This window comes from Serratia proteamaculans, from assembly GCF_946227095.1.
GTDB classification, from domain to species: Bacteria; Pseudomonadota; Gammaproteobacteria; order Enterobacterales; family Enterobacteriaceae; genus Serratia; species Serratia proteamaculans_E.
Genome location: NZ_CAMISV010000009.1, coordinates 128,041 through 143,271 on the forward strand (window position 1 = coordinate 128,041; position 15,231 = coordinate 143,271).

Here is a 15,231-nt window from a genome sequence, read left to right on the forward strand (position 1 = left end):
GTCAGCGTCATCTGATCCCATAAGGGCATGACATATGAGTAATCCACAGCACCACGTATTTATTTTGATGGGCGTTTCAGGCAGCGGTAAGTCCGCGGTGGCCAGCGCAGTGGCTCATGAAGCCAGTGCTGCGATGCTGGACGGTGACTACCTGCATCCGCGTGCCAATATTAATAAAATGGCCGCCGGGCATGCGTTGGACGATAACGATCGTGCTCCGTGGCTGGCGGCGTTGAATGACGCCATCTTTGCCATGGAACGCACCAACGACGTTTCTTTGCTGGTGTGTTCGGCGTTGAAAAAAAGCTATCGCGACCGTCTGCGTGAAGGCAATCGCAATCTGCATTTCATCTATCTGAAAGGTGACAAGGCGGTGATTGAAGAGCGTCTGAAGCAGCGCAAGGGCCATTTCTTCAAGCCGCAGATGCTGGTTTCCCAATTCGCTACCCTGGAAGAGCCGGGTACGCAGGAGCCGGATGTGCAGGCGATCGAGATTGACCAGCCGCTGGACGGCGTGGTGGCCGATACCCTGGCTTATATTCGGCGCGTTGCAGCCCAGTAACCCGGGCTGCCGCGACTTCTTGGCGCCGTACTGGCGCCAGTAGCCTCACTACAACTTCATGTAAGCGCGCACACCGTCCAGGAACATCTGGGTCGACAGCATCACCAGTATCAGTCCCATCAGCCTTTCCAGCGCGCTAACGCCTTTGCTGCCCAGCAGGCGCAGGAACAGGTTCGACATCAGCAGAATGGCGGCGGAAATCCCCCAGGCAATCAGCAGTGCCACCACCAGAGATGACATCTGGTTTGGATACTGGTGCGAAAGCAGCATCAGCGAGGCCAGAATCGAAGGGCCGGCGACCAACGGGATGGCCAGTGGAACCAGGAAGGGTTCTTCACCGGCGGAAAGCCCGCTGCTGTCACCTTCCTGCGAAGGGAAAATCATCTTGATGGCGATCAGGAACAAAATGATCCCACCGGAAATCGACACGGTCTCGGTGCGCAAGTTAAGGAACGCCAGAATTTTCTCACCGGCAAACAAGAAAATCAGCATCAGCAACAGGGCGATCAGCAGTTCGCGGATCAGCACCACCCGGCGGCGGCGCGGCTCCAGGTGCTTGAGTACCGACATAAAAATCGGTAAATTGCCCAGTGGATCCATGATTAAAAACAGCAATACCGTGACCGAAACCATCTCTATCATCATTACCTCTGAATCTGAAAAACGCGTCGGCCATCCCGACCGTTTAATAACCTATACCCTATGGCTTTCAAGTTACAGTCAAGCGACTCGTTGGCTCATCTCTCAGGTATATAAGAAGGATTGCTGAGAATCGCTCTCCCATCGAATAAATTCACTTTGCGCCTGCGCCGACATTTTGTAAGGTGGGGAGATAGTGCACACAACTTATAGCAGTCATCCTCCAAGGCAGGACAGTCATTATGAAAAACGTTGGTTTCATCGGTTGGCGCGGAATGGTCGGCTCCGTACTCATGCAACGCATGACGGAAGAGCACGATTTTGACGCCATTCGCCCGGTCTTTTTCTCCACCTCGCAACACGGCTTAGCGGCGCCAACCTTCGGCGGCCAGCAGGGCACGCTGCAGGATGCTTACGATGTTGATGCGCTGAGCGCGCTCGACATTATTATTACCTGCCAGGGCGGCGATTATACCAACGAAATCTACCCGAAGCTGCGTGAAAGCGGCTGGCAAGGGTACTGGATCGACGCCGCTTCTTCTCTGCGTATGCAGGATGACGCGATTATCATCCTGGATCCGGTCAACCGTGCGCTGATCCAGCAAGGCCTGGATAAAGGCATCAAGACCTTTGTCGGCGGTAACTGCACCGTCAGCCTGATGCTGATGTCGTTGGGCGGCCTGTTCGCCAATGATCTGGTGGAGTGGGCGTCCGTGGCGACCTATCAGGCGGCTTCCGGCGGTGGCGCACGTCACATGCGTGAACTGCTGACCCAAATGGGCATGCTGCACGCCGACGTGGCGAAAGAGCTGCAGGATCCAGCTTCGGCAATTCTGGACATCGAACGTAAAGTCACGGCGGCCACCCGCAGCGGCAAACTGCCGACCGATAACTTTGGTGTGCCGCTGGCCGGCAGCCTGATCCCGTGGATCGACAAGCAGCTCGATAACGGCCAGAGCCGTGAAGAGTGGAAAGGCCAGGCGGAAACCAACAAAATTCTCAACAGCGGCCTGGTGATCCCGGTCGATGGTCTGTGCGTGCGCGTTGGCGCGCTGCGCTGCCATAGCCAGGTGTTTACCCTGAAGTTGAAAAAAGACGTTCCACTGCCGGAAATCGAACAGATGCTGGCGACCCACAATGACTGGGTGCGGGTGATCCCGAACGACCGTGAGCTGACCATGCGTGAACTGACGCCGGCAGCGGTTACCGGGACACTGAATACGCCGGTCGGTCGCCTGCGCAAGCTGAATATGGGGCCGGAATACCTGTCTGCGTTCACTGTAGGTGACCAGCTGCTGTGGGGTGCGGCCGAGCCGCTGCGCCGCATGCTGCGCATCCTGCTGTAAACCTGAACCGTACTTCCCGGGGGCTGAGCTCTTTCAGCCCCCAAAAGCCTTATTTTCTTCCGTTTTCTCCGTTTCGGCGCGCTATGGACTAATTGGCTGCCAACCAGAGAAAGCATACAAGTCATCAGCACTCCTCCGTACGGGCAGCAGCGCAAAGACGCTGTCAGGCTGGCAGTTTTCTTAATGAAGCGTTTTCCTTGGTAATGCGGCAATGTTTTAACCCACATTAGCTATGCTTAAAGGGCTGGCGGATAAATTTCCACCAGCGCTAAAAATAAGCATAAAGAGCGGAATTCGGGCCGGGAAGGTGAGAATTGATCAATAACCGACCGCAATCACGCTTTAGATACCGAATGAATTGCATGATAACCAAAACGGCTATGGATTAAGCGTTACGTCCTGTGGATCTCAAGGTGCGGCCAATTTTGCTGCAACCTGAAAGGCTATGGGCTACGCGGCCTCTTATAAATCATGCTCTTAATCTTAGGAAGAAGACTATGCCTGTACTTCCCGATCGTGACGTGATTGATCAGCTTTTCTCCGGCAACTCTGCCGACCCCTTTTCCCTGCTGGGTATGCATGCGGCCGATAACGGCCTGCAAGTGCGTGCGCTGTTGCCTGACGCCAGCGAAGTCTGGTTGCTGGAGCAGCAAACCGGCCGCCGCCTTGTGCAGCTTGACTGCGATGATCCGCGCGGTTTTTTCAGCGCGACGGTACCGCGTCGCAAAACCCCGTTCCGCTATCAATTCGAGGTTCGCTGGCAAGACAGTCAGCAGACCGTCGAAGATCCTTACCGTTTCGGCACTCTGCTGCAGGATATCGACAGTTGGCTGCTGGCCGAAGGCACCCATTTACGTCCGTATGAGCGGTTGGGGGCCCACCTCACCACGCTGGATGACGTCGAAGGCGTCAGCTTTGCCGTCTGGGCACCGAATGCCCAGCGGGTCTCGGTAGTGGGTGAGTTCAACTTTTGGGACGGCCGCCGCCATCCGATGCGCCTGCGGCGTGAAAACGGCATTTGGGAGCTGTTCCTGCCGGGGGTGAAAGCCGGGCAGTTGTACAAATACGAAATCATCGACTGTTACGGCAATACCCAGTTGAAGGCCGATCCTTACGCCTTTGAGGCGCAAATGCGGCCGGATACGGCGTCGCTGGTAACGCCGCTGCCGGAGGTGGTGAAAAACACCCCGGAACGTCAGCGTGCCAATGATTTTGACCGACCGATCTCGATTTACGAAGTACACCTTGGTTCGTGGCGACGTCACACCGACGATAATTTCTGGCTCAGCTATGGCGAACTGGCAGAGCAGTTAATTGGCTACGTGAAAGACATGGGGTTCACCCATATTGAGCTGCTGCCGATTAACGAGCATCCGTTTGACGGTAGCTGGGGTTATCAACCGTTAGGGCTGTACGCCCCGACCCGGCGTTTCGGCACCCCGGCCGACTTCAAAGATTTTGTGGCGGCGGCGCACCGGGCGGGCATCAACGTGATCCTGGACTGGGTGCCGGGGCATTTCCCCAGCGATGCCTATGGCCTGGCGAATTTCGACGGCACTGCGCTGTATGAATACGCCGACCCGCGCGAAGGTTTCCATCAGGACTGGAATACCCTGATCTACAACTATGGCCGCCATGAGGTGCGTAACTATCTGGCGGGCAACGCCCTTTACTGGCTGGAGCGCTATGGCATTGACGCGCTGCGTGTCGATGCGGTGGCCTCGATGATTTACCGCGACTACAGCCGTGCCGACGGTGAATGGGTACCGAATTACTACGGCGGCAACGAGAATCTGGAGGCCATTGCCTTCCTGCGTTACACCAACCACAGCGTTGGCAAAGAGCGGCCCGGTGCGGTGACCCTGGCGGAAGAGTCCACCGACTACCCGGGGGTGACGTTGCCGCCGGAATCCAATGGCCTGGGGTTCCATTACAAGTGGAATCTGGGCTGGATGCACGACACGCTCAACTACATGCAATGCGACCCGGTACACCGCAAGTATCATCACAATCAGATGACCTTCGGCATGCTGTACGCCTACACCGAGAACTTCGTGCTGCCGATTTCCCATGACGAAGTGGTGCACGGCAAAAAATCGATTCTCGACCGCATGCCCGGCGACGCCTGGCAGAAGTTCGCCAACCTGCGCGCCTACTACGGCTTTATGTGGGCGCACCCGGGTAAGAAGCTGCTGTTTATGGGCTGCGAATTTGCCCAGGGGCGCGAATGGAACTTCGACAGCAGCCTCGACTGGCATCTGCTGGAAGGGCTGGATAACTGGCACCACGGCGTGCAGCGGCTGGTGCGCGATCTTAACCATTGCTATCAACAGCAGGCACCGTTGTATGAACGTGACTACCGTCCGGATGGTTTTGAGTGGCTGGTGGTGGACGATCACGACAACTCGGTATTTGCCTTTGCCCGCTACGATGCGCATGGCAATGAGCTGATCGCCGTCAGCAACTTTACCCCGGTGCCGCGCCACCATTATCGCATCGGTATTTCCCGCCCCGGCGAGTACCGGGAAATTCTCAATACCGACTCGCACCACTATCACGGCAGCAATACCGGTAACCAGGGCCGCGTGGTGTCCGAGCAGATAGGCAACCACGGCCGCGAGCATTCGATTAGCGTCACCGTGCCGCCGCTGGCGACCATCTACCTGCTGCGGGAGGTGCAATGACTGAGCTGACGCCCGGTATCGCCGCGCCTCTCGGGGCGCATTATGACGGTAATGGCATCAACTTTAGCCTGTATTCCGCCCATGCTACCGGGGTGGAGCTGTGCCTGTTTGACGAACAGCATCGTGAAGTGCGCCTGCCGCTGGCGGCGCGCAGCGGTGATATTTGGCACGGTTATCTGCCGAGCGGTAAACCGGGCCAGCGTTATGGTTTCCGGGTGCATGGCCCGTTTGATCCTGCGCAGGGACTGCGTTTTAACCCCAATAAGCTGCTGTTGGATCCCGCCGCCCGTGCGGTTGAGGGGCCGGTGGCCGATGATCCCTATTTGCATGGTGGCTATGACCAACCGGACACGCAAGACAGCGCGGAGCTGATGCCCAAGTGCGTGGTGATCGACGAAGCCTATGACTGGCAGGATGATTGCCCACCGGCAACGCCGTGGGGCAAAACGGTGATCTACGAGGCGCATGTGCGTGGCCTGACGCTGCAACACCCGGATATCCCGCAGGTGTTGCGTGGCAGTTTCGCCGCGCTGGGTCATCCGGTGATGATCGCCTACTTTAAACGTCTTGGCATTACCGCGCTGGAACTGCTGCCGGTGCAGCAACACAGCTCCGAGCCACGCTTGCAGCGCCTGGGGTTGATTAACTACTGGGGCTATAACGTGCTGGCGCATTATGCGCCGGATAACCGCTACTCCAGCCTGCGCACTGATATGACGCCGTTGCGTGAATTCCGCGATGCGGTGAAGGCACTGCATAAGGCCGGGATTGAGGTGATCCTTGACGTGGTGTTCAACCACAGCGCCGAACTGGATATGGATGGGCCGACGCTATCGCTGCGGGGGATCGATAACCCGGGTTATTACTGGCTCACGCCCGAGGGTGGCTACGTGAATGATACCGGCTGCGGCAACACGTTGCGGTTGGATCAGCCGGCGGGCGTGGCCTGGGTGATGGATTGTCTGCGTTTCTGGGTGGGGGAATGTCATGTAGACGGCTTCCGCTTTGATCTGGGCAGCGTGCTCGGTCGCACGCCGGCGTTCGATCGTGACGCGCCGCTGTTCCAGGCGATGCTGGCGGACGATCTTCTGTCACGTTGCAAGCTGATTGCCGAACCCTGGGACATTGGCCCCGGTGGCTATCAGGTGGGGGAGTTTCCCGGGCGTTTTGCCGAGTGGAACGACCATTACCGGGACGATATGCGTCGCTTCTGGCTGCAGGGCGATATCTCACTGGGCCAGTTCGCCCAACGTTTTGCCGCCTCCAGCGACCTGTTCAACCAACGCGGGCGTGCGCCGTACGCCAGCATCAACATGCTGACCGCTCATGACGGCTTTACCCTGCAGGATCTGGTCAGTTTTAACCGTAAACACAACCAACTGAACGGTGAAGGTAACCGTGACGGCAGCGACCGAAACTTTAGCAACAACCACGGTGTTGAAGGCCCGATTGCCGACGACGCTATTGTGCAACGCCGTAGGGCCAGCCGGCAGGCACTGCTTGCCACGCTATTGCTGTCCCAGGGAACGCCGATGCTGCTGGCCGGCGATGAACATGGACACAGCCAGCAGGGCAACAACAATGCCTATTGTCAGGACAACGCTATCACCTGGCTCGACTGGGCCACGGCAGATGACTCCCTCACCGCTTACACCGCCGCACTGATCCACCTGCGCCAACAAATTCCCGCCCTGCAGCATGACCGCTGGTGGCTGGAGGGCGACGGTAACGTGCAGTGGCTGAACGCGCAGGGGCAATCCCCCAGTGCGCAACAGTGGGAGCAGGGTGCACTGCAATTGCAGATCCTCCTGTCGCAACGCTGGCTGGTGGTGGTGAACGCCACGCAGCAGGCGGTGGAGATGACGTTGCCCGCCGGCGATTGGCAGCTTGTCGCCCCCTTTACTCAGGAAGATTCGCGGGCGGCCTTACCCGCCTGGAACCAGGCTGCGCACTCGATTTGCGTGCTGGTAAAGAAAAAATAAAAGGAGTCAGCTATGGTTAGGTTTGAAAATAAAGACCCCCTGATGTTGGCACGCCAACTGCCGATTAAGTCCGTCGCCCTGATTTTGGCCGGTGGCCGCGGTTCGCGTTTGAAAGATTTAACCTCAACCCGTGCCAAGCCGGCCGTCCACTTTGGCGGAAAATTCCGCATCATTGATTTTGCCCTGTCGAACTGCCTGAACTCGGGGATCCGTCGCATCGGTGTGATCACCCAATATCAGTCTCATACGCTGGTGCAGCATATTCAGCGCGGCTGGTCGTTCCTCAACGAAGAGATGAACGAATTTGTCGATCTGCTGCCGGCCCAGCAACGCCTCAGTACCGAACACTGGTACAAGGGCACGGCGGATGCGGTGTACCAGAACCTGGACATCATTCGCCGTTACGAGGCCGAATACGTGGTGATCCTGGCGGGTGATCATATCTACAAGATGGATTACTCGCGCATGCTGATAGACCACGTGGAGAAAGGCGCGCAGTGTACCGTTGCCTGCTTGCCGGTACCGCGTGACGAGGCCAGCGAGTTCGGCGTGATGGAAGTGGATGAGAACGATCTGATCCTCGAGTTCCTGGAAAAACCCAGCAATCCACCGCCGATGCCGGGTAACCCGGAGATGTCGCTGGCCAGCATGGGGATCTACATCTTTAACGCCGACTACCTGTTCCAGCTACTGGAGGAGGATATGTCGACGCCGGGCTCAACCCATGACTTCGGCAAGGATCTGATCCCGAAAATCACCGCGCAGAAAGCGGCCTGGGCGCACCCGTTTACGCTGTCCTGTGTGACCTCCAACCCCGAGTTGCCACCGTATTGGCGCGATGTGGGGACGCTGGAAGCTTACTGGCGCGCCAACCTCGATCTGGCATCGGTGACGCCGGAGCTGGATATGTATGACCGCGCCTGGCCGATCCGTACCCATATGGAGCCGCTGCCGCCGGCCAAGTTCGTTCAGGACCGTTCCGGTAGCCACGGCATGACCATGAACTCGCTGGTGTCCGGCGGCTGTATTGTCTCCGGTTCGGTGGTGGTGCATTCGGTGCTGTTCCCGCGCGTGCGGGTGAACTCGTTCTGTACCATCGACTCTACTGTATTGCTGCCGGACGTTAACGTCGGCCGCTCCTGCCGTCTGCGACGCTGCATCATCGACCGCGCCTGCCATATCCCCGAGGGCATGGTGATTGGCGAAAACGCCGATGAGGACAGCAAACGCTTTTATCGCTCGGAAGGCGGCATTGTGTTGGTCACGCGCGAAATGTTGTCAAAGTTGTGAGTTAAGGTATCCGGCAGAACGATAGCCTGCCGCCATATAAACGGACTGACTGATGGCTTGCACAACGCGGGAAGAACAACAGCGGCAAGCCTGCTTTTCCAGAGTTATTTTGCCGATTCTCAGGAGTGATAATGCAGGTTTTACACGTATGTTCTGAAATGTTCCCTTTGCTGAAAACCGGGGGGCTCGCAGACGTGGTTGGCGCATTACCGGCAGCTCAGATCGCCGAGGGCGGCGATGTTCGGGTGCTATTGCCCGCTTTTCCTGACGTGCGCAACGGCATACCGGACTCTGTGCTGGTGGCGGAAATCGATTCGTTCGCCGGCCGGGTCGGTCTGCGCTACGGTACCTATCACGGTGTGGGCATCTACCTGATTGATGCTCCCTGGTTGTACGATCGACCGGGTAGCCCGTACCACGACCAATCGATGAATGCCTATTCCGATAACCACCGACGCTTTGCCCTGTTGGGCTGGATGGCCTGTGAGCTGGCCAAAGGGCTGGATCGCTACTGGCGACCGCAGGTGGTGCACGCCCATGACTGGCATGCCGGGCTGGCCTGCGCCTATCTGGCGGCCAATGGTCATCCGGCACGTTCAGTTTTCACCGTGCATAATCTGGCCTATCAGGGATTGTTCTCCCCCCATCACGTAGCGGAACTGTGGTTGCCGCCGTCGTTCTACAACATTTATGGCCTGGAGTTTTACGGCCAGATGTCATTCCTGAAAGCCGGTTTGTTCTACGCCGACCATATCACCGCCGTCAGCCCGACCTATGCGCGTGAGATCACCCGACCGGAGTTTGGCTACGGCATGGAAGGGCTATTGCAGGAACGCCAGCGACAGGGGCGGTTGAGCGGCATTCTTAACGGGGTGGATGACAAAATTTGGGATCCGTCCCACGATCCGCGGCTGACCGCCCGTTATGACGCGGACGATCTGAAGAGCAAGGCCAAGAACAAGCTGCACCTGCAAAAAGCCATGGGGTTGAAGGTGGATGAGTCGCTGCCGGTGTTTGCGGTAGTCAGCCGTCTGACCAGCCAGAAAGGTCTGGATTTGGTGCTGGAAGCACTGCCGGCGCTGCTGGAGCAGGGCGGCCAACTGGCGCTGTTAGGGGCCGGCGATGCGGTGCTGCAGCAGGCGTTTCTGGCCGCGGCTGCCGACTATCCGGAACAGGTTGGCGTGCAGATTGGTTACCACGAGGCCTTCTCGCACCGCATTATCGGCGGGGCGGATGTGATTATGGTGCCGAGCCGCTTTGAACCCTGTGGGCTAACTCAACTCTATGGCCTGAAATACGGCACGCTGCCGCTGGTGCGCCGCACCGGTGGGTTGGCGGACACGGTAGTGGACTGCGCGCTGGAGAATCTGGCCGACGGCAGCGCCAGCGGATTTGTTTTTGATGATTGTGACGCCGCTGCACTGGGTAACGCCATCCGGCGTGCCATGGTGCTGTGGAGCAGACCTAAGCATTGGCGTCACGTCCAGCGCCACGCCATGAGCGTGGATTTTGGCTGGCAGGTCGCGGCACAGGAATATCTGTCGCTTTATCAACGCTTATGATCGGCGTCATGATGTGCAGCGGCACCCACGATGGTCGGTTGTAGGGGCGCAGCATGCTGCGCCCATGTTCAGTGGGACGAATATATTCCGGGCGAATATATGCGTCCCCTTCAGGGGATCGAAAAGCTATGACGTTACCGATTAGTTACACCTCACCCACGGTCAGTGTTGAAGCACTGAAACACTCCATCGCCTATAAATTGATGTTTATTGTCGGCAAGGACCCGGCTATCGCTACCGAGCATGACTGGCTGAACGCCGTGCTGTTTGCGGTACGCGACCGCATGGTGGAGCGCTGGCTGCGTTCTAACCGTGCACAACTTTCACAGGATGTGCGCCAGGTGTATTACCTGTCGATGGAGTTTCTGATCGGCCGTACGCTGTCCAACGCCTTGCTCTCTATGGGCATTTATCAGGATATTGATGACGCGTTGAATGAGATGGGCATGAGTCTGGCTGAGCTACTGGAGGAAGAGAACGATCCGGGGTTGGGTAACGGCGGCCTGGGGCGACTGGCCGCCTGTTTCCTTGATTCGCTGGCGACGCTGGCGCTGCCGGGACGTGGCTACGGCATTCGCTACGAATACGGCATGTTTAAACAAAATATCGTCAACGGTCAGCAGATGGAGTCACCAGACTACTGGCTGGAATACGGCAACCCGTGGGAGTTCCCGCGCCACAACACCCGTTATAAGGTACGTTTTGGCGGACGGATCCAACAGGAGGGCGCCAAGGCGCGCTGGGTAGAAACCGAAGAGATCATTGCCACCGCTTACGATCAGGTGATCCCCGGTTTTGATACCGACGCCACCAACACGCTGCGGTTGTGGAGCGCCCAGGCCAGTAATGAGATCAACCTGGGTAAATTCAACCAGGGCGATTACTTTGCGGCCGTTGAGGATAAAAACCACTCTGAAAACGTTTCGCGCGTGCTGTACCCGGATGACTCAACCTCTTCCGGGCGCGAACTTCGCCTGCGGCAGGAGTATTTCCTGGTGTCGGCCACGGTGCAGGATATCCTCAACCGCCACTGGACGATGCATAAGACCTTCGACAACCTGGTGGACAAGATTGCTATTCACCTGAATGACACCCACCCGGTGCTGTCGATCCCGGAGCTGATGCACCGCTTAATCGACGAGCATAAATTCAGCTGGCTGGATGCCTGGGCGGTGGTGGAACAGGTGTTCTCCTACACCAACCACACGTTGATGAGCGAAGCGTTGGAAACCTGGCCGCTGGATATGATCGGCCGGATCCTGCCGCGTCACCTGCAGCTGATTTTCGAGATCAACGATCACTTCCTCAAACATGTGCAAGAGGTTGCGCCGGGCGATAACGACCTGCTGGCGCGAGTGTCGATCATTGATGAAACCAATGGCCGCCGGGTACGCATGGCCTGGCTGGCTGTGGTAGCCAGCCACAAGGTTAATGGCGTTTCCGCGTTGCATTCCGAGCTGATGGTGCAATCGCTGTTTGCCGATTTTGCCCATATCTTCCCCGATCGCTTCTGCAATAAAACCAACGGGGTGACGCCGCGCCGCTGGCTGGGGCTGGCTAACCGGCCGCTCTCCGCCGTGCTGGATGACAGCATCGGACAGACCTGGCGCACCGATCTCAGCCAACTGAGCGAGATCAAGGCCAATGTTGATTACCCGAGCTTCTTGCAGGCGGTGCAGGCCGCCAAACGGCAGAACAAGGAGCGACTGGCTACCTATATCGCCAAAACGCTGAATGTGGTGGTCAACCCGGACGCGCTGTTCGACGTACAAATCAAGCGTATCCACGAGTACAAACGGCAGTTGCTCAACGTACTGCACGTGATCACGCTGTATAACCGTCTGCTGCAGGATCCGGAAACCGAGCGGGTGCCAAGGGTGGTGATCTTTGCCGGCAAGGCGGCCTCGGCTTATTACGCCGCCAAGCAGATCATCCGCTTGATCAACGATGTCGCCAAGGTGATCAACAACGATCCGCGAGTGCATACGCAACTGAAAGTGGTGTTTATCCCGAACTACGGCGTCAGCCTGGCGCAGATGATCATTCCGGCGGCGGATCTCTCCGAGCAGATCTCACTGGCGGGCACCGAGGCGTCCGGCACCAGTAACATGAAGTTTGCTCTTAACGGTGCGCTGACCATCGGCACGCTGGACGGTGCTAACGTCGAGATGCTGGAGCACGTGGGGGAGGAGAACATCTTTATCTTCGGTAATACCGCCGAGCAGGTAGAAGAGCTGCGACGCAACGGTTACAACCCGCATCTTTACTATGAGCAGGATCCCGAGTTGCATCAGGCGTTGACCCAGATCGCCACCGGGGTTTTCAGCCCTGAGGAGCCAAAACGCTACAGCAACCTGTTTGATTCACTGGTTAACCTGGGCGATCACTACCAACTGCTGGCCGATTACCGCAGCTATGTGGATACGCAGGACAAGGTGGATGAGGTGTACCGTAATCAGGATGACTGGACGCGGCGGGCAATATTGAATATCGCCAATATGGGGTACTTCTCTTCCGACCGTACCATTCAGGAGTATGCGGACGAAATCTGGCACATCAAACCTATCAAGCTGTAAATGCAAAAGGGCCGGATATCCGGCCCTTTTCAGCTTTGGCAAATTACGATGCCAGAGACAAGGTTTTCGCTTTCACGTGTTCTGCCAGCCAGGTTTTCACCCGCGCCTGCTGCGCTTCGTCCAACCACATGCCCAGCTTGGTACGGCGCCAGATTGCGTCATCCAGTTCCACCACCCATTCTTTGTCGATCAGGTAGCGCAACTCGGCTTCATGCAGGCCATGACCGAAATCTTCGCCCAGATCGCTGAGGCTATTGGCATTGGCCAGGATCAGCTCGCTGTGGCTGCCGTAAGTGCGTGCAAAGCGACGTGCCAGTGATTCCGGCAACCAGCTGTGCTCACGGCGCAGTTTTGCGGCGTAGCTGTCGCGATCGCCACCGATATCGCCACCTGGCAGCGAACCGTTTTTGGTCCACGCCGGGCCGCAGCCAGGGTAGTAGTGCGCCAGTTTTTCCATCGCATGCTCAGCCAGCTTGCGGTAGGTGGTCAACTTGCCGCCGAACACCGACAGCAGCGGCGCTTTGCCCTGTTCGTCATGCACGTCCAGCGTGTAGTCACGGGTTACCGCCTGCGGTGAGTCTGACTCGTCGTCGCACAGCGGACGGACACCAGAGTAAGTCCAGACGATATCGTCGCGGCCTCGCTGCTTCTTGAAGTGATCGTTATACACTTTCAGCAGGTAGTTGATTTCGTTATCGTCGATCTTCACGTCTTTCGGATCGCCGTGATACTCCACGTCGGTGGTGCCGATGATCGAGAATTCGTCATTCCATGGGATCACGAAGACGATACGGTGGTCTTCGTTCTGCAGAATGTAGGACTGCGGCTGATCGTGTACACGTGGCACCACGATGTGGCTGCCCTTGATCAGGCGAATACCATAAGGGGATTTCAGCTTCAGGCCGTCGTCGAAGAAGTGTTTCACCCACGGGCCGGTAGCGTTCACCAGGCCCTTGGCGCGCCAGGTAAAGGTTTTGCCGCTGTCGACGTCGACCGCTTCCACCATCCACAGGCCGTTTTCACGCCATGCGCGGGTCACTTTGGTGCGGGTGCGCACTTCGCCACCGCGCTTTTCCACTTCCTGGGCGTTCAGTACCACCAGGCGAGCATCGTCGACCCAGCAGTCAGAATATTCGAAACCGCGCTTTAACTCAGGCTTCAGTACCGATTCTGGTCCAAAGCGCAAGCCCTTGCTGCCTGGCAGGCTGGTGCGTTTGCCCAGGTGATCGTACAGGAACAGGCCGATACGGATCATCCAGGCCGGGCGCAGGTGTGGCTGATGCGGCAGGCGGAAGCGCATAGGGAAGGCAATGTGTGGTGCCAGTCTCAGCAGCACTTCACGTTCGGCCAGTGCTTCGCTCACCAGACGGAATTCGTAGTGTTCCAGGTAGCGCAGGCCACCGTGGATCAGTTTGGAACTGGCGGAAGACGTAGCACAGGCCAAGTCTTGCGCTTCCAGTAGCAGAACGGACAGCCCGCGCCCGGCAGCATCGGCCGCGATGCCGGCACCGTTGATGCCGCCACCGATAACGATCAAGTCTTTGGTTTCCACGTCAACTTCCTCCAGATGTTCGAAATAGCTCTTTCATGTTCGTTTTCGCTCATGATTGTAATCAAAAACCAACAAACAAGCCAAGACTTAACCAAACAAAAACATTTAGGCGTGATAGAGGTAACAGTTTGATGATAGTAGTTATACAAAGAGAAGGGATATTGGCGTCAGGAATTACGGGGTTCAGCAGGCTGAACCCCGTAATAAAATGGCAGGCATGAAGGGCGCAATGGGCGGCGCCATTGGGTTTAACAGCGGTGGGAAAGACTTAGCAAAGCTCGAGTTGTACGTCGTACTGTTCGATGATTTTCATCACGCTCGGTGGCGGCAGCTGGTCGGTAAACAGGTAGTCGATCAGGTTCATATTACCGAGGTTTACCATCGCGTTGCGACCAAATTTGGAATGGTCGGTAACCAGCATCACACAGCGTGAGTTTTCGATAATTGCGCGTTTGGTGCGTACTTCGTGATAGTCGAATTCGAGCAGCGAACCATCCATATCGATGCCGCTGATGCCCAGAATGCCGTAATCGAGGCGGAACTGGGAGATAAAGTCCAGCGTGGCCTCACCCATGATACCGCCGTCGCGGGTGCGAACTTCACCGCCGGCCAGGATCAGACGAAAGTCTTCTTTGGCGGTCAGCAGGGTGGCGACGTTCAGGTTATTGGTCACCACGCGCAGGTTCTTGTGGTTCATCAGCGCATGGGCGACGGCTTCCGGTGTGGTACCGATATCGATAAACAGCGTGGCACCATCCGGGATCTGGCTGGCGACACGTTGGGCGATACGCGCTTTCTGTTCCGACCACATCACTTTACGATCGTTGTATGCGGCGTTGACCGAACTGGAAGGCAAGGCTGCGCCACCATGGTGGCGTTGGATTTTGTTCTGATCGGCCAAGTCATTTAAATCACGGCGAATCGTTTGCGGACTAACGTCAAAATGTTCGACCAGTTCTTCCGTACTGACATAACCCTGCAGGCGCACCAGCTCGATAATAGCGTCATGACGCTGTGTTTGCTTCACGGTAATCCCCT

10 protein-coding genes are annotated in these 15,231 nt (G+C 57.3%); 7 read left to right on the top strand and 3 right to left on the bottom strand.

Features of this window, described 5'->3' with window-relative positions:
• Positions 1-34 precede the first annotated feature (34 nt).
• Positions 35-562 (top strand): gluconokinase, encoded by a 528-nt coding sequence (gntK, locus tag OC597_RS18345; RefSeq protein ID WP_262209919.1) that lies wholly within the window; start codon positions 35-37, stop codon positions 560-562.
• A gap of 48 nt (positions 563-610) precedes the next feature.
• Here the strand turns inward: gntK and OC597_RS18350 are convergent, their stop codons facing one another.
• Positions 611-1,204 (bottom strand): YhgN family NAAT transporter, encoded by a 594-nt coding sequence (locus OC597_RS18350; RefSeq protein WP_085119866.1) that lies wholly within the window; start codon positions 1,202-1,204, stop codon positions 611-613.
• A 239-nt stretch (positions 1,205-1,443) separates the two neighbouring features.
• Here OC597_RS18350 and asd point away from each other — a divergent pair, with 239 nt between their 5' ends.
• The 6 genes from asd to glgP all read left to right on the top strand — a co-directional run bounded on the left by asd (position 1,444) and on the right by glgP (position 12,641).
• A complete protein-coding gene (gene asd / locus OC597_RS18355) occupies positions 1,444-2,547 on the top strand; it encodes an aspartate-semialdehyde dehydrogenase (protein WP_262209921.1) in 1,104 nt (367 codons plus the stop codon).
• Positions 2,548-3,044: 497 nt separating this feature from the next.
• Entirely contained in the window at positions 3,045-5,231 is a 2,187-nt protein-coding gene (glgB, locus tag OC597_RS18360; RefSeq protein WP_261260182.1) for a 1,4-alpha-glucan branching protein GlgB, read from the top strand.
• Positions 5,228-7,213, top strand: a complete 1,986-nt coding sequence (gene glgX / locus OC597_RS18365; RefSeq protein WP_262209924.1) for a glycogen debranching protein GlgX — start codon at positions 5,228-5,230, stop codon at positions 7,211-7,213. The genes glgB and glgX overlap by 4 nt, the downstream gene beginning before the upstream one ends.
• Before the next feature lie 12 nt (positions 7,214-7,225).
• Positions 7,226-8,503, top strand: a complete 1,278-nt coding sequence (glgC, locus tag OC597_RS18370; RefSeq protein ID WP_085119859.1) for a glucose-1-phosphate adenylyltransferase — start codon at positions 7,226-7,228, stop codon at positions 8,501-8,503.
• A 131-nt stretch (positions 8,504-8,634) separates the two neighbouring features.
• The gene (gene glgA, locus OC597_RS18375) at positions 8,635-10,065 is read left to right on the top strand and encodes a glycogen synthase GlgA (RefSeq protein WP_262209926.1); all 1,431 of its coding nucleotides are present in this window, start codon (positions 8,635-8,637) and stop codon (positions 10,063-10,065) included.
• A gap of 128 nt (positions 10,066-10,193) precedes the next feature.
• The gene (gene glgP / locus OC597_RS18380; RefSeq protein WP_261260179.1) at positions 10,194-12,641 is read left to right on the top strand and encodes a glycogen phosphorylase; all 2,448 of its coding nucleotides are present in this window, start codon (positions 10,194-10,196) and stop codon (positions 12,639-12,641) included.
• A gap of 43 nt (positions 12,642-12,684) precedes the next feature.
• Here glgP and glpD read toward each other — a convergent pair whose 3' ends face one another.
• Both glpD and OC597_RS18390 read right to left on the bottom strand, forming a co-directional pair.
• The gene (gene glpD / locus OC597_RS18385) at positions 12,685-14,193 is read right to left on the bottom strand and encodes a glycerol-3-phosphate dehydrogenase (RefSeq protein ID WP_262209928.1); all 1,509 of its coding nucleotides are present in this window, start codon (positions 14,191-14,193) and stop codon (positions 12,685-12,687) included.
• A 268-nt stretch (positions 14,194-14,461) separates the two neighbouring features.
• A complete protein-coding gene (locus tag OC597_RS18390; RefSeq protein WP_020837378.1) occupies positions 14,462-15,220 on the bottom strand; it encodes a DeoR/GlpR family transcriptional regulator in 759 nt (252 codons plus the stop codon).
• Positions 15,221-15,231: the final 11 nt, after the last annotated feature.